This window comes from Acidovorax sp. GW823-FHT02H02, from assembly GCF_058797075.1.
The window spans coordinates 35,559-56,433 of sequence record NZ_JBXAJH010000011.1; the positions used below are offsets into that span (position 1 = coordinate 35,559).

Genomic DNA, 20,875 nt, shown 5'->3' on the forward strand with positions numbered 1-20,875 from the left:
CGGCGCTCAGAACCGCGGCGTTTTGCCGGTGAACGACGGGTCGTACTTGCGCATCTGCGTCAGATCGTCGCGATTGCGCACACCGCAAGTTTTGTACTGCTCGTGCAAGGTAGCCAGTACGTCGTAGTCCAGTTCCACGCCCAGGCCGGGGGTGGTGGGCACCGCTACCGAACCCTTGTCAAAGCGGATGCGGCCGCCCTTCACCACTTCCTCTTCCTGCCAGGGATAGTGGGTATCGCAGGCGTAAGTCAGGTTGGGCACGCTGGCGGCCACATGGGTCATGGCCATCAGGCTGATGCCCAGGTGCGAGTTGGAATGCATCGACATGCCAAAGCCCCACAGCCGGCACATGCGCGCGAGTGTCTGGGTGATGCGCAGACCACCCCAGTAATGATGGTCGGACAGCAGCACTTGGATGGAGCCCATCTCGCAGCCCTTGCGGAAGTCCTCCATTGTGGTGATGACCATGTTGGTGGCCAGCGGCAGCTTGGTGTGTTTGGCCAGCTCGGCCATACCGGCCAGACCTGGCGTGGGGTCTTCGTAGTACTCCAGGATCTCGTCCAGCGCGGGTGCGGCGGCGATGCTGGCAGTCAGCGACCAGTTGGCGTTGGGATCCAGCCGCAGCGGCAGGCCGGGGAAGGCCTTGGCCAGTGCCTGCATGCAGGCTACCTCATGGGCAGGCTCGAACACACCTCCCTTGAGCTTGATGCTCTGGAAGCCGTAGAGGTCGATCATGCGCTGCGCTTGCGCCACAATCTGCGCGGGGCTGACGCCCTCCCCCCAGGCGTCGGGTGCGTAGGGCTTGTCGATGTGCTCGGCGTATTTGAAGAACAGGTAGGCACTGTAGGGAACGGCGTCGCGCACCTTGCCACCCAACAGGTCCACCACCGGCGCACCAGTGATCTGGCCCTGCAGGTCGAGCATGCCGGTCTCCAGCGCACTAATCACCTTGGGCACGTTCTTGATGGCGTGGGAGCCTGGTGCCAGCTCGAACTCCACCGCGCCGGACACGGCCGTGATGGTGGCGCGCACGCGTTCTTCCATCACGTTGAGCGCGAAAGGCGACAGGCCGATCAACAGCGGCCTGGCCTGCTCCAGGATCTTGAGCATGGGCTCGTCGCCATAGGTCTCGGAAATGCCGACCCTGCCGTCACTGGTTTCGATCTCGACGATGGAGCGCAGCGCCCAGGGTTCATGAATGCCGGCGGCGTTGAGCAGCGGGCCGTCGCGGAACGCGATGGGCGTGACCCGGACGTGGGTGATGGTGATGTCGCGTGCCATGACGAGTGTTCTTTCAAGTAGTCGGTATGTTTCGATCAGAAGGCCGTGGAACGAGCCACGCTAGGCACCCATGGAACCGGCCAGGTGCGCCCTCTTGAGAGGATTGGCGTAGCGGAACGCAGTCCGCGCAGCCTGGGGTGACCCATTAATCTGCAGTTGCGCCGGTCTTTTTGACCAATTCGCCCAGGCGGGCGACGTCCTTCTGCGTAATGGCCGCCAGCTCGGCGGGAGTGCTGCCCACCACCTGCATGCCGAACTGGAGCTCCAGCTTGTTCCTCAACTCAGGGGTGTTCAGCGCCTTGACGATTTCGGTGTTGAGCCGGTTCACGAATTCCTTGGGCGTACCCCTGGGGGCGTACACCGCCTGCCAAGACACCAGATCCAGGCCGGGGAATCCAGCTTCGGCGGTAGTGGGCACGTCGGGTGCCAGCGGCGAGCGGGTCTTGGTGGTGACAGCCAGGAACTTCAGTTTGCCGGCCTTCACCAGCGGCATGCCGGCGGTGAGCTGGTCGAATAGGAAGGGCACATTGCCGCCGGCCACGTCCTGCAAAGCCTGCGGGCTGCCCTTGTAAGCGATGTGCTGCATCGGCACCTTGATCAGCTCGGACATCTGCGCGCCGGTCAGGTGGGTGGACGTGCCGGCACCGGACGAGGCGTAGGAGGCTTTTTCGGGGTTCTTCTTGATCCACGCGACCAGTTCCTGCACCGAGTTCACACCCAAAGCACTGTTCACCATCAGCACGTTGGGAACGTAGGCGATCAAGGTGATGGGCTCGAAGTCCTTAACCGGGTCATAAGGTAGTTTTTTGTAAAGCCCGGCGTTGATGGCGTGGGTGCTGATGGTGCCGCCGACGAGGGTGTAACCGTCGGCCGGTGCGCGAGCCACGGCCTGCACACCGATCACGCCGCCTGCGCCAGGGCGGTTGTCCACCACCACCGACTGTCTCAGCGCCTGCGACAGTTCTTGACCCACGGCGCGGGCCACCACATCGGTGGAGCCGCCAGCGGCGAAGGGCACCACCCAGGTGATGGGTTTAGCGGTAGGCCAGTCGGCCGCGTGGGCGCTGATGGAACTCAGGCTGACGGCGCAGCAGGCAGCGAGCAGGGCAAGGCGGCGATTCGAACAGCGCATGGGTTGTCTCCATTTTCAGATGATTGATATTGGTACATTAAAGCACTAATGTATTAGTGCGTCAATTAAATCAAGCCATAGAATCCAGTGACCGCAGGCCCACTGATGAAAACACCCCACAAGCTCGACCGCACCCGCCAGGCCGCCCCGCAAGTCTTCGAATGGCTGCGCGAGTCCATACTCTCGCTGGAGCTTGCGCCGGGAACGCCGCTGTCGCGCGCCGAGCTGGCCGAACGGTTCGATCTGAGCCAGACTCCCGTTCGTGACGCCCTGCTGCAGCTGAGCCAGGAGGGCCTGGTGGACATCTTCCCGCAGCACGCCACGCTGGTGAGCCGTATCGACATAGTCTCAGCCACGCAGGCGCACTTTTTGCGCTGCGCCATCGAGCTGGAAGTGGCACGCACCCTGGCGCTGGTCGACGATGCAGTGCTGCGTGCCAAACTGACGGCCCAGGTGGACCTGCAGGCCGCGCTGGCCATCGCCGACACCGAGGAGTTCATCGCCTCCGACCAGGCTTTCCACCGCATGATGTACGAAGCCGCCGGTGTGCCCGACCTGTACGAGTTGGTGCGTCGGCGCAGCGGCCACCTCGACCGGCTGCGCCGCCTGGACCTGCCTTCACCCGGCAAGGCCGAGCGGGTGGTACGCGAGCACCGCGCCATAGTGGCCGCTCTGGCCGCGCAAGACCCCGGCGCTGCCCAGTCAGCGCTGCGCACGCACCTCTCGGGCACCTTGGGCCGCATTGCGGACATCCGGGCCCGGCACCCGGACTATGTGACCGCGTAACGACCGGAGGTAAGCGGGTATGACAGCCTGCACAGCCGCTCCAGGTGCTGCAGATAGGTAGGGTTGCTGCTGCGTGTCGTGGCGGCCGTCGTAAACACTGCTCAACGTCCACGTGATCACAGTGATGCGCAATCGTCATCTCCTGGCGCCAGCGCTCGCCCTAGAATCGTGCTTCGCTTTTTCGGGTGCGGCCACCACGGCCGCCCCTTCACCCTGTCGCCTGGAGTCCACCGCATGACCGCTTTCATTGAGGCCGCCTCGCCCCACGTGATGAACACCTATGGCCGCGTGCCGATTGCGCTATCGCACGGGCAAGGCTGCCGCGTGTGGGACGTGAACGGCAAGGAGTACCTCGATGCCCTCGGCGGCATCGCGGTGAACACGCTGGGCCACAACCACGCCAAGCTGGTGCCCGCGCTGCAGGACCAGATCGGCAAGATCATCCACTCGTCCAACTACTACCATGTGCCCGGCCAGGAGCAGCTGGCCGCCAGGCTGGTGGAGCGCTCGGGCATGGCCAACGTGTTCTTCTGCAACTCGGGACTGGAGGCCAACGAGGCCGCCATCAAGATTGCGCGCAAATACGGCGTGGACAAAGGCATCGCCAAGCCCGAGATCGTGGTGTATGAAAAGGCCTTCCACGGCCGCTCGATCGCCACCATGTCGGCCACCGGCAATCCCAAGATCTACAGCGGCTTTGGCCCGCTGGTCGAAGGCTTTGTGCGCGTGCCCGTGAACGACATCGACGCCATCAAGAAGGCCACCGAAGGCAACCCCAACGTGGTGGCCGTGTTCTTCGAGACCATCCAGGGCGAAGGCGGCATCAACCCCATGCGCATTGAATACCTGCAGCAATTGCGCAAGCTGTGCGACGAGCGCGACTGGCTGATGATGATCGATGAGGTGCAGTGCGGCATGGGCCGCACCGGCAAGTGGTTTGCCCACCAGTGGGCCGGCATCGTGCCCGACGTAATGCCCCTGGCCAAGGGCCTGGGCTCGGGCGTGCCGATCGGCGCCGTGGTGGCAGGCCCCAAGGCCGCCAACGTGCTGCAGCCCGGCAACCATGGCACCACGTTTGGCGGCAACCCGCTGGCCATGCGCGCGGGCAATGAAACCATCCGCATCATGGAAGAAGACGGCCTGCTGCACAACGCCACCACGGTGGGCCTGCACCTCAAGACTGCGCTGCAGCACGCGCTGGGCAGCCTGCCCGGCGTGAAAGAAGTGCGCGGCCAGGGCCTGATGCTGGGCGTGGAACTGGCCCAACCCTGCGGCGTTCTGGTAGGCCAGGCGGCCGATGCCGGCCTGCTGATCAGCGTCACGGCCGACAGCGTGATCCGCCTGGTGCCGCCGCTGATCCTCACCATCGCCGAGGCCGACGAGATCGTCGCCAAGCTCACCCCCCTGGTCAAAGCCCTGCTGGCGCAATGAGCCAGCCCGCAACGAGAGCGCCATGAAACATTACCTGCAGTTCAACGACCTCAGCGCCGACGAATACACCTACCTGTTCGAGCGCGCCGCGCTCATCAAGAAGAAGTTCAAGGCCTACGAAAAGCACCACCCGCTGGCCGACCGCACGCTGGCCATGATCTTCGAGAAAGCCAGCACGCGCACGCGCGTGAGCTTCGAGGCCGGCATGTACCAGCTGGGCGGCTCCGTGGTGCACCTGACCACGGGCGACAGCCAGCTCGGCCGCGCCGAGCCGATCGAAGACAGTGCCAAGGTCATCAGCCGCATGGTGGACCTGGTGATGATCCGCACCTTCGAGCAGACAAAGATCGAGCGCTTTGCGGCCGACTCGCGTGTGCCCGTCATCAACGGCCTGACCAACGAGTATCACCCCTGCCAGATCCTGGCGGACATCTTCACCTTCATCGAGCACCGCGGCTCGATCCAGGGCAAGACCGTGGCCTGGGTGGGCGACGGCAACAACATGGCCAACACCTGGCTGCAGGCCGCCGCGCTGCTGGGCTTCAAGGTGCATGTGAGCACCCCCCGTGGCTACGAGGTTGATGAGAAATTGGCCGCTGGCGCAGGTGGAATAAGCGCCAGCAGCTATCAGTTTTTCAGCAACCCGCTCGAAGCCTGCCGGGGCGCCGACCTGGTCACCACCGACGTGTGGACCAGCATGGGCTACGAAGCCGAGAACGAAGAACGCAAAAAAGCCTTTGCCGACTGGTGCGTGGATGCCGAGATGATGGCGGCCGCCAGGCCCGACGCCCTGTTCATGCACTGCCTGCCCGCGCACCGCGGCGAAGAGGTGCAGGCCGAGGTCATCGACGGGCCGCAATCCGTCGTCTGGGACGAGGCAGAAAACAGGATGCACGTGCAGAAGGCGCTCATGGAGTACCTTCTGCTCGGCCGCATTGCATGAGGATGAGGGCGGCATGACCCACCCCTGCCTCACCTGCGGTGCCTGCTGCGCGAGCTTTCGCGTGGATTTTTCGGTGCATGAAACGCAGGAGTTGGGCGGCGACGTTCCCGATGGTCTGGCAGTGCAGGTAACGGGCGCAACCCGCCGCATGCGCGGCACCGACCACAGCCCGCCACGCTGCGCAGCACTCACGGGCCAGGTGGGCACGCGGGCAGCCTGCGGCATCTACGAATGGCGCCCATCGCCTTGCCGCGAATTTGCGGCGGGCAGCGAAGCCTGTGACCGGGCACGCATGCGCCAGGGGCTGCCGCCCTATCCCGCCGAAGCAACTTGGACCTGACGGCCCGGCGAGCTCCCGGCGCTACGCGGCTGGATGCACGGGCATGGCAACACCATCGACCAGTGCCTGCGGTACCGCAGGCGCTGCGCACACCCGGTTGCGCCCCTCGGCCTTGGCCCGGTAGAGCGCCTGATCGGCCAGGTCGATCAGCGCCGCCGGCTTCAGGCCTGCGTCTTGCGCGCAAGCCACCCCGATCGACAGCGTGACCTGCATCGATTGGCCATCGGCCAGCCAACGCCGCTCGGCCACCTGCTGGCGCAGGGCCTGTGCGCGCTCCACGGCGGTTTGCAGGCCCATGCCGGGCAGCAGCAGCAAGAACTCTTCCCCGCCATAGCGGCAACAGCTGTCGCTCGGTCGCATGGACTGCAGCAGCAGGGCCGCGACCTGGCACAGCACATCATCCCCGGCAGCATGGCCATGGCGGTCGTTGATCTGCTTGAAGTGATCGAGATCGAGGAGCAACAGGGCCAGCGTGGCACCTTCGCGCGCGCAAGCGTCGATTTCGCGCGGCAGGGCCGTGTTCAGGTAGCGGCGGTTGTGCAGGCCGGTCAGGGGATCGCGATGGGCCTGCTCGGTGAGCTGCTCCTGCAAGGACTCAACGGCCTGCAACTGGCTTTGCAGCGCGGCTTCGCTTTTGCGCAGCCGGGCCCGCGTGGCGCTGAGCGCGACGGTGCGGGTATGGGCGTCGCGGGCAAACAAGACCAGGTAGATCGACAGGCACAGCATGCTCATGGCGCTGACGCGCAGCGAGGTATCGGGGGTAAAGCGCCACCCGGCCACGGCCACCATCAGCGCCGCGCCCGCCGCCACGGCAACCAGGGCCTGCAGCAGGCCCTTGAGCGCACGGAACGCGGTCAGGTTGATGCCGCCGCAAATGACCAGGGTGTAGGCGATCCAGAGCGGAAACCCGAGCGCTGCGGCCCAGAGGCCAAAACAGAAATTGTCGAGCAACAGATTCTGGATTTCCGCCGCCAGCGGATCCTCGGCATGGCGGGCCCGCAGATACACCACATGCGGATAGACCAGAAACTGCAGCACCATGAGCCACCATGTCCAGGCGCCATGCCCATGCTCCAGAAAATGGGCGGCAAGGACGACCGCGAAGATCAGCCAGGACGCGCTGCGATTGCGGTGGTTCATTCGAACCACCCAGTGGGTGGGCGCGGCAGGGACGGCGATCATGAAGTGGGCGATGGCAGCGGAAAAAATCTCCCGAGAACGGATGCAGGAAGAACCGCACCATCTGTCATCGCATCACGATCGCGGGCAGGAAATGTTTCTCACTGTAACAAAATCGCCAGGCGCGGGCCCATCGGTCCGCCCCTCTCCCGTCACCGTTTGGGATGCATCCACACCGCCTGGCGCTCCGGTTCCGGTGCCTGCGCATCGGTGGAGCGCGCGGGTGTGGCGCAGCCCCCGCAATCGCTGCAGGCTCCGCAGGACGGCGCCTTGCCCAGGCCGGGCCGCAAAGCGTCCAGGCGCCTGCGCAGCGCGGCGGGCATCCAGTACCAGGCCGCATAGCCCCCGGCCAGCGCCACGATGGCGCCCACCGCAATGTCTTGCCACATGCTCAACCCCCTCCCCACGCCAGCGCCAGCCGGTAGGTCATCCAGCTGGCCGCATAGGCCAGCGCAAACAGGTAGGTGGCCATCAGCAGCGCCAGGCCCCAGGAATCCGTCTCGCGCCGCACCGTGGCCAGGGTGGAGAGGCACTGCGGCGCAAACACGAACCATACCAGCAGTGACAGCGCCGTGGCCAGCGACCATTGCTGCGCAATCAGCGGTCCCAGTTGCGCCGCCACATCGTCACCCGAGGCGGACAGCGCATACACGGTGCCCAGCGCGCCCACCACCACCTCGCGGGCGGCCATGCCGGGCACCAGGGCAATGGAGATCTGCCAGTTGAAGCCCAGCGGCGCAAACACATGTTCCAGCGCCCGGCCCAGCTGCCCGGCCAGGCTGTACTCGATGGCAGGCCCCGTGGCGCCCTCTGGGGGCGCGGGGAAGGTGGACAGGAACCACAGCAGCACCGTGAGCGCCAGGATGATGCCGCCCACGCGTTTGAGGAAGATGGTGGCACGCTCATACAACCCCAGCACCAGGTTGCGCGCGCTGGGCACGCGGTACGGCGGCAGCTCCATCAGCAGCGGGGTGGGCCGCACCTTGCCGCGCCAGAGCTTGAGCACGGCGGCCACGGCCATGGCGCCGAGGATGCCGCCCAGGTAGAGCGCGAACATCACCAGCCCCTGCAGGTTGAACCAGCCCGCCACGGTGCGCTCGGGGATGAAGGCGGCGATCAGCAAGGCATACACCGGCAGGCGTGCCGAGCAGGTCATGAGCGGCGCGATCATGATGGTGACCAGCCGCTCGCGCCAGTGCGTGATGGTGCGCGTGGCCATGATGCCGGGGATGGCGCAGGCAAAGCTCGACAGCAGCGGGATGAACGAGCGCCCCGACAGCCCCACCGTGCCCATGAGCCGGTCGAGCAGAAAGGCCGCGCGCGGCAGGTAGCCGGAGTCTTCCAGCGCCAGGATGAAGAAGAACAGGATCAGGATCTGCGGCAGGAACACCAGCACGCCGCCCACCCCCGCCACGATGCCATCGACCAGCAGGCTGCGCAGCACGCCCTCGGGCAGGCGCGCCTGCAGCCAGTGGCCCAGCGCCTCGACCGTGCCGGTGATGGCGTCCATGGGCGCAGCCGCCCAGCTGAACACCGCCTGGAACATCAGGAACATGGTGCAGGCCAGCAGCAGCGTGCCCCACAGCGGATGCAGCACCACGCGGTCCAGGGTGTCGTCCACCTGCGCCAGGCCCTCGGGCTCGCGCACCGCCAGGCCCAGGATGCGGCGCGCCTCCTGCTGCGTGCGCAGTACCTGCTCCACGCCCTGGGGCTGCCAGGGCCGGGCCTGCACCGCGCCCTGGGCGCGCCAGCCATCGAGCCACTGCAGCAGCTCGGCCGCGCCGCCCTTGCGGATGCCCACGGTTTCCACCACGGGCATGCCCAGTTCGTGCTCCAGCACGGCACGGTCGATGGTGATGCCCGCGCGGCGGGCGGCATCGCTCATGTTGAGCGCCAGCACCATGGGGATGCCCATGGCCTGCGTCTCCAGCACCATGCGCAGGCCCAGCCGCAGGTTGGTGGCATCGACCACGCACACCAGCAGGCCGGGCGCGGCCTCGCCGGCGCGCTGGCCGGTGACCACGTCGCGCGTGACGGCTTCGTCCGCGCTCAGTGCATTGAGGCTGTAGGCGCCAGGCAGATCGAGCACGCGCACGCGCTGGCCCGAGGGGGTGACGAGCTGACCCTCCTTGCGCTCGACCGTCACACCCGCATAGTTGGCGACCTTCTGGCGGCTGCCGGTGAGCAGGTTGAACAGCGCCGTCTTGCCGCTGTTGGGGTGGCCCAGCAGCGCCAGGCTCAGGGGGGTGGCCTGCGCATTCATGCCGCCACCTCACCGACGGGCGCCGTGGTGCTGACGCGTACCAGCGCCGCCTCGCGCCGGCGCAGGGCAAAGGTGGTGCGCCCCACGCGCACGGCCAGCGGATCGCCTGCCGGAAAGGCCCGCGCCACCACGCGCACGGGTTCGCCCGGCAAGAAACCGATTTCGAGCAGCCGCAGCAGCACATCACCATCCTGCGGCGCGGCATCCATGTGCAACGCACTCACCCAGGCGTCCACCCGCAGCGGCAGATCGGCCAAGCCCAGAGAATGTTCACGGGACGGAACGGATGCATCGCTGCGGGACAGATCGGTCAATGGCTTCACCAGATTTCAAATGAAAACAATTCTCATTCTAGCGCTTGCGGCGTAAAAATGACAGCAGCACCGGGTCAACCAGCGCCCTCTTGATGCGGCGCAAATCAGTCGGGCTGCTTTGCCGGGTCGGCTTTTTGCCCAGGCGTTGCCATAAAGCGACACCACGAATTTGCCAGCGCGCTACCTTGTCGCCCATGCAAAAGCTCTGGGACATTTCCCCCGCGATCCATGCCGGCGCACCGGTGTTTCCCGGTGACACGCCCTACCAGCAACAGTGGTGCGCCACGATCGCACCCGGCTGCCCGGTGAACGTGAGTGCCATCACGATGTCGCCCCATGTGGGCGCCCACGCCGATGCGCCACTGCATTACGACGCGCAGGGCGCTGCAGTGGGTGAACTGCCGCTGGCGCCTTTTCTGGGCCCCTGCCGTGTGGTCCACGCCATCGGCTGCGGCGCACTGATCACCTGGGAACACATTGCCCACGCGGTGGACGCCAACTTGCCTCCACGCGTGCTGGTGCGCACTTACGCCCAGGCCCCCGTGCAATGGGATGGCCAGCTCACCGCCTACGCCCCCGACACCATCGCGCGCCTGTCCGACCGGGGCGTGTTGCTGATCGGCATCGACACCGCCAGCATCGACCCGGCCGACAGCAAGACGCTCGACAGCCACCAGGTCATCCGCCGCCGGGGCCTGCGCGTGCTGGAAAACCTGGTGCTCGACGACGTGCCCGAGGGCGACTACGAACTGATCGCCCTGCCGCTCAAGCTGACCAGCGCCGATGCCTCGCCCGTGCGCGCCGTGCTGCGCGCGCTGTGATGCACTGATTTCAAGCCTTGTTGGCCTCTAGCGCTCATCCCAGCAGCGCCAGCGGCTATCAAAAGAATTCACCGACCTGGATCGCCATGACCATCACCCGCCAAACCTGCCACGCCCTCGATGCGCAAGACCCGCTCGCCCCCCTGCGCGCGCACTTCACGCTGCCGCCCGGCGTGATCTACCTCGACGGCAATTCGCTGGGCGTGGCGCCGAAGGCCACCGCCGCCCGCGTGGCCGATGTGGTCACGCGCGAATGGGGCACGGACCTCATCCAGTCCTGGAACACCGCGCGCTGGTTCGACCTGCCCCAGCGCCTGGGCAACCAGCTGGCCCCGCTGATCGGCGCAGGCCCGGATGAAGTGGTATGCACCGACAGCACCTCGATCAACCTCTACAAGGTGCTGAGCGCGGCGCTGAACATTGCCCGCGAAGACAGCCCCACCCGCCGCCGCATCGTGAGCGAGCGCAGCAACTTCCCCACCGACCTCTACATTGCCGAAGGCCTGTGCCAGGAGCGCGGCCTCGAACTCGTGCTGGTGGAGCCCGAAGACATGGCTGCCGCCCTCACCAGCGAGGTGGCCGTGCTCATGCTCACGCATGTGAACTACCGCACCGGCACCATGCACGACATGGCGGCCATCACCGCCGCCGCGCATGCCCAGGGCATCCTGTGCGTGTGGGACCTGGCGCACAGTGCGGGCGCGGTACCCATCGATCTGAACGGAGCAGACGCCGATTTCTCGATTGGCTGCGGCTACAAATACCTGAACGGTGGCCCCGGCGCGCCCGCGTTCGTCTGGGCGCACCCGCGCCACGCCAGCCGTTGCTGGCAACCGCTGTCCGGCTGGTGGGGCCACGCCGCGCCGTTTGCCTTCACCCCCGACTACCAGCCCGCGCCCGGCATCACGCGCTACCTGTGCGGTACGCAGCCCATCATCAGCCTGTCGGCACTGCAGTGCGGGCTGGACGTGTTCACCGCCGCCCAAAGCCTGGGCGGCATGGCCGCGCTGCGCACCAAATCGCTGGCGCTCACCGACCTGTTCATCCAGCTGGTGGAAGAGCGCTGCGCAGGCCACGGCCTGGGCCTTGCCACGCCGCGTGACCATGCCCAGCGCGGCTCGCAGGTGTGCCTGACCCGCGACGAAGGAGCGGGCGTGAACGGCCAGGGCAGCGGCGCCTACGCCATCGTGCAGGCGCTGATCGCGCGCGGCGTGATCGGCGACTACCGCGCCGGGTCCGGCGCGGCTCCTGCTGCAGGCAAGGGCGACGGCGGCACCGCGCACAAGGACATCCTGCGCTTTGGCTTCACGCCGCTGTACCTGGGCTTTGAAGACGTGTGGAATGCCGTGGAGCACCTGCGCCAGGTGCTCGACACTGCCGAATGGCAGCGCCCCGAATTCAACAAAACCCACGCCGTGACCTGAGAAGAAAACCCGCCATGTGCCCCTTTTCGCCAACACCCGGCAGCACCGGCGCCACCAGCGGCGCCCCGGCATCCGCCCTGCCCGAATCCATCGTCCACGCCGAGCGCGCCCAGCTCGACTTCAGCCAGAGCATGAGCTATGGCGACTACCTGCAGCTCGATGCCGTGCTCAGCGCACAGAAGCCGCTGTCGCCCGCGCACGACGAGATGCTGTTCATCGTGCAGCACCAGACCAGCGAGCTGTGGATGAAGCTCATGCTGCACGAGCTGCGCGCCGCCATCGGCCATATCGCGCACGACGAACTGCAGCCCGCGTTCAAGATGCTGGCGCGCGTGAGCAAGATCATGGAGCAGCTGGTGCACGCCTGGGACGTGCTGGCCACCATGACGCCGCCCGAATACAGCGCCATGCGCCCCTACCTGGGCAGCTCCAGCGGGTTCCAGAGCTACCAGTACCGCTGCATCGAATTCGCCCTGGGAAACAAGAACCGCGCCATGCTGCAGCCCCACGCCCACCGCCCCGACCTGCTGGCCCAGGTGCAGGCAGCCTACCAGGCGCCCTCGCTGTACGACGAAGCCCTGCGCCTGCTGGCCCGGCGCGGCCTGCCCGTGCCCGCCAGCCACACCGACCGCGACTGGACCCTGCCCTATGCCGAAAACGATGCGGTGGAACATGCCTGGCTCACCGTGTACCGCCATCCCGCGCAGCACTGGGATCTGTACCAGCTGGGGGAGGAGTTGACCGACCTCGAAGACGCGTTTCGCCTCTGGCGCTTTCGCCATGTGACCACGGTGGAGCGCATCATCGGCTTCAAGCGCGGCACCGGGGGCACGGGCGGCGTGAGTTACCTGCGCAAGATGCTGGACGTGGTGCTGTTTCCCGAAATCTGGAAGCTGCGCACCGATCTGTAAATTTCAGGCAAAAAATGGCTCCAGCGCTTGTGCAGCAAGCGCTGGCAGCTATCCAATGCGAGGTGCCACCTCAGCGATGGCGACAGCGCCCGCACGCCCTAGCTGGTAGGCTGCAGGCTCCCGGCAACACCCGCCTTGCACCTCGCCACTCCCGCTTCATCGCCCGTGCCCCATACCGACGCCGCCCCGCCCCACCAGCCACCCTTGCCACCCTCCCCGCCCGTGGCGCCTGCGCAGGCCACGCTGTGGTTCATGCTGCTGGCCCTGCTGTCGGCCTTTGCGCTGAGCCAGGCCTACCGCACCGTCACCGCCATCATGGCCACGGGGCTGCAGGCCGACTTTGCGCTCTCGCCGGCATCGCTGGGCGCGTTTGCGGGACTGTTTGGCCTGTCGTTTGGCGTGACGCAGTTCTTCATGGGCATCGGCATGGACCTGTATGGCCTGCGCCGCACCGTGCTCAGCGCCTTTCCGCTGGCCATTGCCGGGGCTGCCCTGTCGGCCTGGGCGCCCGGTTATGGCTGGCTGATGTGGGGCCAGCTGCTGATTGGCGTGGGCTGCGCGCCGGCCTTTCTGGCCTGCACGGTGTTCATTGCGCGGCATTTTCCGGCGTCGCGTTTTGCCTTTCTGTCGGGCGTGGGCATGGGTGTGGGCGGGCTGGGCCTGCTGCTCACCGGCACACCGCTGGCCTGGCTGGTGCAGCGCTCGGGCTGGCGCAGCGGCTTCATGCTGCTGGCCGTGCTGTCGGCGCTGGCCTGGCTGCTGATCTGGCGCTGCGTGCACGAGCCGGCCCTGGCCGGCCCGGCGCCCGCGCGCGAGCGCTGGGGCACGGCCGTGCGCCGCTTTGGCGCGCTGTTCATGCTGCCGCACACGCTGGGCATCCTGCTGCTGGGCATGGTGGGCTACGCCTCGTTTCTGGCGCTGCGCGGCCTGTGGATAGCGCCGATGCTGATCGACCGCTATGCGTTCACGCTGGTCGAGAGCGGCAACATGGCCGTGGCCATGTCGCTGGTTTCGCTGTTCTCCCCGGCCTTTTTTGGCCGCCTCGACCCCGGCCCGGCGCGCCGGCGTGCCTGGATCGCCAACTTTTCACTGCTGGTGGCGGCGCTCTACCTGGGCCTGGGGCTGGTGCACCACGCCACGCTGAACCTGGTGCTGGTGATGTGCATTGCGGTGCTGTCGGGGTACTCGGTGCTGCAGTATTCAGATGTGCGCTCGTCCTACCCGCCCGATCTGACCGGGCGCGCACTGTCGGTGTTCACCATGGCCATGTTCCTGGGTGTGGGCCTGGTGCAGTGGCTCACCGGCTGGGTCGCCGACTGGGCGCAGGGCCAGGGGCGGGAGCCCTACAGCGCGGTGATGGCCACGATTGCCACCCTGCTGGCGCTCGGATCGGTCGCGTTTCGCTGGCTGCCGGTATCGCCGCTGCTGCAGCAAGCCGGCGGGCCTGGCAAAGAATCTGCCTGAACGACACGTTGGCGCTTATGGGTAAAGCGCCAGCAGCTATTTTTGCGAGCGCAATCTCTATAACGAACTGGCGCTGGAACCGTCGCCCCGGTAAAGCCAGGGCACGTCCAGCAAGCGCTCGCCCAGCAGGCGCAGCGACACATCGCGCGCCCAGCGCACGGGGCCCGTGGCGTGGAAAATGCGGCCGTTGCGCGTGGAGCGGGCCTGCACGCGCGCGTTGCGCTGCCAGCGGTTGAGCGCATAGCGGGTCAGGCGCAGGGGCACATCCAGGTCGTGCATGGACAGCGCGCGCTGCAGCTCCGCCGCATCCTCGATGGCCATGCCGGCGCCCTGCGCCAGGTAAGGGCGCATGGGATGGGCGGCGTCGCCCAGCAAGGCCACCACGCCCCGGGCCATCTCGGCCGGCCCGCGCACGGGGGGGCGGTCGCACAGCGGCCACAGGCGCCAGCCACCGCCGGCATCGACCACGCCGCGCACCGCCTGCTGCAGCGCGGTGCAGGTGCCCAGCAGGGCGGCTTCGAGATCGGCACCGTTGGCCGAGTGGTCCCAGTTTTCCAGGTCCTGCGGCGCGGGGCCCTGCACGATGACCACCAGATTCTGCAACTCGCCCCGGCGCACCGGGTACTGCACCACATGCAGGCGCGGCCCCAGCCACGCGGTGACCTGGCGGGTGCGCAGCCCCTTGGGCAGCGCGTGCTGCGGCACCAGCGCGCGGTAGGCCAGGTGGCCCGATACGCGCGGGCGCTGCTCGCCCAGCAGCTGCGTGCGGGTGCGGCTCCACAGGCCGTCTGCCCCCAGCAGGGCATCCCCCTCCACGTCCTTGCCCCGGCTGGTGCGCACCGTCACCACACCGTCGGCATCGGTGAAACGGTCGATGGCCTGGTCCAGATGAAGTTGCGTGTCGGTGTATTTTTCGACGGCCGCCAGCAGCAGGCCATGCAGGTCGGCGCGGTGGATGGTGGCGTAGGCAGCGCCGTAGCGCTCCACCGCCGTGCTGCCCAGGGGCAGCACAGCCAGTTCCTGGCCCGTGAGCGCGCTGCGCACCTGCAGCCGCCCGGGGAAGGCCGCTACCTCCTGCAGCGGGCGCTGCAGGCCCCAGGCCTGCAGGCGGCGCACCACGTTGGGCCCCAGCTGCACGCCGGCGCCCACCTCGCTGAATGCGGCAGCACGTTCATACAGCCGCGCCTCCCACCCCGCGCGCGAAGCCCCCAGGGCCGCTGCCAGCCCGCCAATGCCGCCTCCCGCGATCAACACCTGTTTTCTCATGACCGCATTGTGCCGCGCACAACCAGCGATCTGCCTGGGGTTGCCCGCGCGTGCGCGTTCCGGTCACGCACCCGTGAGCAGCTGGCGCAGCACGAACGGCAGGATGCCGCCCGCGCGGTAGTAGTCCACTTCGATCGGTGTGTCGATGCGCAGGGTGACCACCACTTCCTGGCGCACCCCGCCCTCGCGGTGGATGACCAGCGTGGCATCGCTTTGCGGCGTGAGTGCGGCATCGGGCAGCACATCGATCACCTCGCGGCCCGTGAGGCCCAGCGACTGCCACGAATCGGCGCCCTTGAACTGCAGCGGCAGCACGCCCATGCCCACCAGGTTGGAGCGGTGGATGCGCTCGAAGCTGCGCGCCACCACCGCCTTGATGCCCAGCAGCTGCGTGCCCTTGGCGGCCCAGTCGCGGCTGGAGCCGGTGCCGTATTCCTCGCCGGCAAACACCACCGTGGGCGTCTTCTGCGCCATGTACTGCATGGCTGCGTTGAAAATGAACATCTTCTGGCCCTGCAGCGGCCCTTCGTTCTGGAACACCGTCACGCCACCTTCTTCGCGCGAGCCGTCGGCGGTGGGTGCAATCATCAGGTTCTTGATGCGCACGTTGGCAAAGGTGCCGCGCATCATCACGTCGTGGTTGCCGCGGCGCGCGCCGTAGCTGTTGAAGTCGGCTTTTTGCACGCCATGCTGCAGCAGCCACTGGCCGGCAGGCGAACTCTCCTTGATGGAGCCGGCAGGGGAGATGTGGTCCGTGGTGATGGAGTCGCCAAACAGCGCCATGATGCGGGCACCCTGTACGGATTCCAAGCCTTTTTGGCCTGCAGCGCTTTCACCGTTTTCGCTGGCAGCTACAGATTCCAGAGCAAAGTCGGCAAAGAACGGCGGCTCGGCGATATAGGTGCTGGCGGGCCACACGTAGGTGTTGCCGGTCACGCCCTTGATCTTGCCCCACAGCTTGCCCGGGTCGCTGGCCACCTTGGCGTAGTTCTCGCGGAAGGCCTTGCCCTTCATGGCGAACTTCATGAGGCGGTGGATTTCGTCGCTGCTGGGCCAGATGTCGCCCAGATAAATGTCTTTGCCGCCCTTGCCCTGGCCGACCGGCTCGGTCATCAGGTCCTTGAGCACCGTGCCCGCAATGGCGTAGGCCACCACCAGCGGCGGACTGGCCAGGAAGTTGGCCTTGAGATTGGGATGGATCCGTGCCTCGAAGTTGCGGTTGCCCGACAGCACGGCGGCGCACACCAGGTCGTTGCGGGTGATGGCCTCGTTGAGCTCGGGCGTGAGGTCGCCGGCATTGCCGATGCAGGTGGTGCAGCCGTAGCCCGCCAGCGCAAAACCCAGCTTTTCCAGGTACGGCAGCAGCCCGGTTTCGCTCAGGTATTCGGTGACGATGCGCGAGCCGGGTGCCAGCGATGTCTTGATGTGCGGTTGCACTTTGAGCCCCGCCTCCACCGCCTTCTTGGCCAGCAGGCCGGCGGCCAGCAGCACGCTGGGGTTGCTGGTGTTGGTGCAGCTGGTGATGGCGGCAATCAGCACGTCGCCGTTGCCGATCCTGAGGGCCTTGTCGCCATCGCTGGGCAGGTCGCACACGGTGACGGTGCTGGCTTGGCTGGCATTTTGCGCGGTGGCCAGCGTCGGCCGGTTGCCCACCATTTCCACCACCGAGCGGGCGGCACCAAGCTGCGGCGCAGGCGCATCCTCGGCCGGCCCCCCTTCACCACAGCCAACCCGGTGACGCTGCAGCAGGCGCTCGGCCGGTTGGTTGAAACCGTTTTCTGCATTGGGTTTGCTGAACAGGTCGGCAAACTGGCCCGCCACCTTACCCAATTCGATACGGTCCTGTGGTCGCTTGGGGCCGGCCAGGCTGGGGGTGACGCTGCCGAGGTCGAGCTTCACGACCTGCGAGTAATCCACCTCGCCCGCCAGCGGCACACCAAACAGGCCCTGGGCCTTGAAGTAGGCCTCGAAGGCTTCGATCTCGCCCTTGGTGCGGCCGGTGCCACGGAAGTATTCAATGGTCCGCTCATCCACCGGGAAGAAGCCCATGGTGGCGCCATATTCAGGCGCCATGTTGCCGATGGTGGCGCGGTCGGGCAGCGCCAGGGTGCGCGTGCCTTCGCCAAAGAATTCGACAAACTTGCCCACCACCTTGTGCTGGCGCAGCAATTCGGTGACGGTGAGCACCAGGTCGGTGGCGGTGACGCCTTCGCGCAGCTGGCCACTCAGCTCCATGCCCACCACGTCGGGCGTGAGAAAGTACACCGGCTGACCCAGCATGGCGGCCTCGGCCTCGATGCCGCCCACGCCCCAGCCGACCACGCCAATGCCATTGATCATGGTGGTGTGGCTGTCGGTGCCGACCAGGGTGTCGGGGTAGAAAACGCCGTCCTTGCGCTTGTGCACGCCGCGCGCCAGGTATTCGAGGTTGACCTGGTGCACGATGCCAAAGCCCGGGGGCACGACGCCAAAGGTGTCAAAGGCCTGCATGCCCCATTTCATGAACTCGTAGCGCTCGCGGTTGCGCTCGAATTCGAGCTTCATGTTCAGGTCGAGCGAGTTCTTCTTGCCGTAGTGATCGACCATGATGGAGTGGTCCACCACCAGGTCCACCGGCACCAGCGGTTCGATCTTCTTGGGATTCTTTCCCAGCTTGGCGGCCACGCTGCGCATGGCGGCCAGGTCGGCCAGCAACGGCACGCCGGTGAAGTCCTGCAGCACCACGCGCGAGACGACAAACGGGATTTCGTCCTTGCGCGCAGCCTGCGGCACCCAATGGGCCAGCTGCTGCACATGCTCGGCGGTCACCTTGCGGCCATCGCAGTTGCGCAGTACCGATTCGAGCACGATGCGGATCGACACGGGCAAGCGGCTGACCTGCGGAAACTGCTTGGCCAGAGCGGGCAACGAATAGAACTGCCCCGACTTGCCGGACGCGGTCTTGAACTTCTTCAGCGTGGACGCAAAAGCGTGGCGGGCGGGCTTGGACGACGATGCCATGGCGAACTCCTGTGAGGGACAACAAGAGGCCATTCTGGCAGCGCCGTATGGCGGCGCAATGCCTGGGGTCATGCAGACGGGCGCGTTACCGGCCAACCCATGCGGGGGCTGCCTTCGATTCAGCCCCGGAGCGGATCGGGCATCCTGCATGAATACCCCATTGCCGCCATTGCGCGCAAGGTGTAACACCTGGTTTCACAGGCAATGCGCGCACTGAATAGAAAACCCGATCCATTGCAGGCCCATTCCATTGCAGGCCCATTCCATTCAAGCCTGTGCAGACCCCAAGACTGCCGTTCGCGGCGATATATGTGGCGAGGGTAATGCCCCATTGCTTTCCAACACACCGTGGCGCGGGCGATTCATCCCCACACCCGCGGTATGGGGTGCACCCACCGATGCCACACCGTGCAGGAGCTGGCCGTGGAATCCATCCAGGAAGCCACGATTTACACGGCCGATACAGGGGAAATTCGCCCCTGTGCTTGCCCCCGGAGAAGGCGCCGCGCCCCTTCATTCTGGCGCGGCGAATGGCCCATAAAAAAAGCCCGCATCGGCGGACTTTTTATGGACGAATACGCAGCCTGGATTAAATCGCAAACTGCTCGCGGTTCTCGTTCTGAATCCACTTGGGTGGTTTGCCGCGTCCGGTCCAGGTTTGACCCGTGGCGGGATTGCGGTATTTGGGGGCCACCTTGGAACCCGCGCTGGCGCTGCGTGCCCGGCCAGCGGGAAATACATCCTGCGCCGTCAGGCCAAACTCCGCAACCAGGGCGCGAACCTGCGCAACAGCTTCAGACAGCTCGTTGCGCCGGGCTTCATTGATCTTGCGCTCAAGGTCTTCACGCTGCTTCAGGAGTTCTTTGTAGCTGGACATGGTGTGTGATTAAAGGTAATTGCGAAGGAGCCTGCATTATAGGAATAATGCGCGGATTTGTGCACGCCGATTCGCATTGGGGCTGATTTCACCCGTACTTTCCAACACGGGCACGGCACTGGATATTCAATTCCGTTCCAACTGTTGATCGGGTTGCGCGAGCACCTTATCAATACGCTTGCCATCCAGGTCCAGGATTTCGAATATCCACCCGGCGCAGGCAATACGCTCTGCAACCGCCGGCAAATGGCCTGATTCGGCCATCAAAAGACCTGCCAGGGTGTTATAGCGGCCGCGGTCTTCTTCCGGCAAATCCCGAATATCGAGCCGTGCCTTGAGTTCCGTCACGGGCATCAAACCATCCAGGAGCCACGTACCATCGTCGCGCAGGGTTGCCCAGGCATCGGCCGATGCGCCCGGCTGCAGCTCACCGGTAATGGCTTCCAGCAAATCACGCGGCGTCATGATGCCCTGCACCACGCCATATTCATCCACCACAAAGACCATGCGGCCCGACCGGGCGCGGAACTGTTCGAGCAACTCCATGCCGCTCAGGGTCTCGGGCACGAAGGATGCAGGCTGCGCATAAGACTCCACGGTTCCGGACGCCTCGGGGCCCAGTTCCAGCATGCGCGCCACGCTGATCACGCCCACCACCTCGTCGAGGGAGGCGCGGCACACCGGGTACCAGGAATGGGCGCCATGCTCGCCGCCCGTGCCCGCCATGCGCAGGCCTTCGAGCACTGTCAGACCGGCATCGAGCCATTGCACATCGGTGCGCGGCACCATCAGCGAGGTCAGAGGCCGGTCGTCGAGACGGAACACGTTCTGCACCATCTGGTGCTCGTGGTGCTCGATCACCCCCGCATCGCGCCCCTCCTCCAGGCTGGCGGCAATTTCCTCCTCGGTCACCATCCGGCCGGCATCGTTGTTCACCCGCAGCAGCTTGAGCACCCCCTGGGTGGACAGCGACAGCAGCCGCACGAAAGGCTTGGCGCCCTGGGCCACCCAGGTCATGGGACGCGCCACGAAACGCGCAACGGTTTCAGGGTAAAGCTGGCCAATGCGCTTGGGCACCAGCTCACCAAACACAATGGTGATGAAGGTGATCACCGTCACCACGATGGCCGTGGCACTCACGCTGGCAGCGCTTTCCGGCACCCCCAGCGTCTGCAGCCACAGGCCCAGGTCGTAGCTGAAAGCGGCCTCGCCAATAATGCCGTTGAGCATGCCGATGGAGGTAATGCCCACCTGCACCGAAGACAGGAACTGCGTGGGGTTGTCGAGCAAGGTCAGGGCCGCGTGCGCGCCCTTGTCGCCGCCTTCTGCCATGGCAACGAGCCGGGATTTGCGACTGGACGCCAAGGCCAGTTCCGACATGGCGAACACGCCATTGAGCAGTGTCAGCAGCGCGATCAGCAGAAAATCCATGAATCAAAAGGT

At 66.1% G+C, this 20,875-nt stretch carries 19 protein-coding genes; 8 read left to right on the plus strand and 11 right to left on the minus strand.

Going from position 1 to position 20,875, the window contains the following annotated elements:
- Nucleotides 1-6 precede the first annotated feature (6 nt).
- Nucleotides 7-1,281 carry a glucarate dehydratase family protein gene (locus tag AC1RDS_RS12915; RefSeq protein ID WP_492227080.1) on the minus strand — a complete coding sequence of 425 codons (1,275 nt, stop codon included), beginning with the start codon at nt 1,279-1,281 and terminating at the stop codon, nt 7-9.
- Between the two features lie 145 nt (nt 1,282-1,426).
- Nucleotides 1,427-2,413 (minus strand): Bug family tripartite tricarboxylate transporter substrate binding protein, encoded by a 987-nt coding sequence (locus AC1RDS_RS12920; RefSeq protein WP_092696750.1) that lies wholly within the window; start codon nt 2,411-2,413, stop codon nt 1,427-1,429.
- 105 nt (nt 2,414-2,518) lie between these two features.
- Here AC1RDS_RS12920 and AC1RDS_RS12925 point away from each other — a divergent pair, with 105 nt between their 5' ends.
- The 4 genes from AC1RDS_RS12925 to AC1RDS_RS12940 all read left to right on the plus strand — a co-directional run bounded on the left by AC1RDS_RS12925 (nt 2,519) and on the right by AC1RDS_RS12940 (nt 5,913).
- Nucleotides 2,519-3,199, plus strand: a complete 681-nt coding sequence (locus AC1RDS_RS12925) for a GntR family transcriptional regulator (protein WP_092696751.1) — start codon at nt 2,519-2,521, stop codon at nt 3,197-3,199.
- A gap of 234 nt (nt 3,200-3,433) precedes the next feature.
- Nucleotides 3,434-4,630 (plus strand): aspartate aminotransferase family protein, encoded by a 1,197-nt coding sequence (locus AC1RDS_RS12930; protein ID WP_092696752.1) that lies wholly within the window; start codon nt 3,434-3,436, stop codon nt 4,628-4,630.
- A gap of 22 nt (nt 4,631-4,652) precedes the next feature.
- Nucleotides 4,653-5,573, plus strand: a complete 921-nt coding sequence (gene argF, locus AC1RDS_RS12935) for an ornithine carbamoyltransferase (protein WP_092696753.1) — start codon at nt 4,653-4,655, stop codon at nt 5,571-5,573.
- Nucleotides 5,574-5,586: 13 nt separating this feature from the next.
- Nucleotides 5,587-5,913, plus strand: coding sequence for a YkgJ family cysteine cluster protein (locus tag AC1RDS_RS12940; protein ID WP_092696754.1), 327 nt, complete (start codon nt 5,587-5,589; stop codon nt 5,911-5,913).
- Between the two features lie 21 nt (nt 5,914-5,934).
- Here AC1RDS_RS12940 and AC1RDS_RS12945 read toward each other — a convergent pair whose 3' ends face one another.
- The 5 genes from AC1RDS_RS12945 to AC1RDS_RS12965 form a co-directional block, all read right to left on the minus strand.
- On the minus strand, nt 5,935-7,095 hold the full coding sequence (locus AC1RDS_RS12945) for a diguanylate cyclase (RefSeq protein ID WP_092696982.1): 1,161 nt from the start codon (nt 7,093-7,095) through the stop codon (nt 5,935-5,937).
- Between the two features lie 149 nt (nt 7,096-7,244).
- Nucleotides 7,245-7,481, minus strand: a complete 237-nt coding sequence (locus AC1RDS_RS12950) for a hypothetical protein (RefSeq protein WP_287878155.1) — start codon at nt 7,479-7,481, stop codon at nt 7,245-7,247.
- 2 nt (nt 7,482-7,483) lie between these two features.
- Nucleotides 7,484-9,355: a ferrous iron transport protein B gene (gene feoB, locus AC1RDS_RS12955; RefSeq protein WP_092696756.1), complete on the minus strand. Its 1,872-nt coding sequence runs from the start codon at nt 9,353-9,355 to the stop codon at nt 7,484-7,486.
- Complete coding sequence (locus AC1RDS_RS12960) at nt 9,352-9,669, minus strand: FeoA family protein (protein ID WP_287878153.1); 318 nt, start codon at nt 9,667-9,669, stop codon at nt 9,352-9,354. Before AC1RDS_RS12960 ends, feoB begins: the two co-directional genes overlap by 4 nt.
- A 37-nt stretch (nt 9,670-9,706) precedes the next feature.
- A complete protein-coding gene (locus AC1RDS_RS12965) occupies nt 9,707-9,865 on the minus strand; it encodes a hypothetical protein (RefSeq protein ID WP_159433760.1) in 159 nt (52 codons plus the stop codon).
- Between AC1RDS_RS12965 and kynB the strand changes: the two genes are divergently transcribed.
- The 4 genes from kynB to AC1RDS_RS12985 all read left to right on the plus strand — a co-directional run bounded on the left by kynB (nt 9,864) and on the right by AC1RDS_RS12985 (nt 14,289).
- A complete protein-coding gene (gene kynB / locus AC1RDS_RS12970) occupies nt 9,864-10,490 on the plus strand; it encodes an arylformamidase (RefSeq protein WP_287878150.1) in 627 nt (208 codons plus the stop codon). The two genes, AC1RDS_RS12965 and kynB, sit on opposite strands and share 2 nt — an antisense overlap.
- 86 nt (nt 10,491-10,576) lie before the next feature.
- Entirely contained in the window at nt 10,577-11,914 is a 1,338-nt protein-coding gene (gene kynU / locus AC1RDS_RS12975; protein WP_492227081.1) for a kynureninase, read from the plus strand.
- A 14-nt stretch (nt 11,915-11,928) separates the two neighbouring features.
- Nucleotides 11,929-12,825 carry a tryptophan 2,3-dioxygenase gene (gene kynA / locus AC1RDS_RS12980; RefSeq protein ID WP_492227082.1) on the plus strand — a complete coding sequence of 299 codons (897 nt, stop codon included), beginning with the start codon at nt 11,929-11,931 and terminating at the stop codon, nt 12,823-12,825.
- Between the two features lie 252 nt (nt 12,826-13,077).
- A complete protein-coding gene (locus AC1RDS_RS12985; RefSeq protein ID WP_208859677.1) occupies nt 13,078-14,289 on the plus strand; it encodes an MFS transporter in 1,212 nt (403 codons plus the stop codon).
- A gap of 57 nt (nt 14,290-14,346) precedes the next feature.
- Here AC1RDS_RS12985 and AC1RDS_RS12990 read toward each other — a convergent pair whose 3' ends face one another.
- The 4 genes from AC1RDS_RS12990 to AC1RDS_RS13005 all read right to left on the minus strand — a co-directional run bounded on the left by AC1RDS_RS12990 (nt 14,347) and on the right by AC1RDS_RS13005 (nt 20,863).
- Nucleotides 14,347-15,555, minus strand: coding sequence for an FAD-dependent monooxygenase (locus tag AC1RDS_RS12990; protein ID WP_092696760.1), 1,209 nt, complete (start codon nt 15,553-15,555; stop codon nt 14,347-14,349).
- Nucleotides 15,556-15,618: 63 nt separating this feature from the next.
- Complete coding sequence (locus tag AC1RDS_RS12995) at nt 15,619-18,555, minus strand: aconitate hydratase (protein ID WP_287878141.1); 2,937 nt, start codon at nt 18,553-18,555, stop codon at nt 15,619-15,621.
- Nucleotides 18,556-19,144: 589 nt separating this feature from the next.
- A complete protein-coding gene (locus AC1RDS_RS13000; RefSeq protein WP_026434602.1) occupies nt 19,145-19,432 on the minus strand; it encodes an H-NS histone family protein in 288 nt (95 codons plus the stop codon).
- A 126-nt stretch (nt 19,433-19,558) separates the two neighbouring features.
- Complete coding sequence (locus tag AC1RDS_RS13005; protein WP_092696762.1) at nt 19,559-20,863, minus strand: hemolysin family protein; 1,305 nt, start codon at nt 20,861-20,863, stop codon at nt 19,559-19,561.
- Between the last annotated feature and the right edge of the window lie 12 nt (nt 20,864-20,875).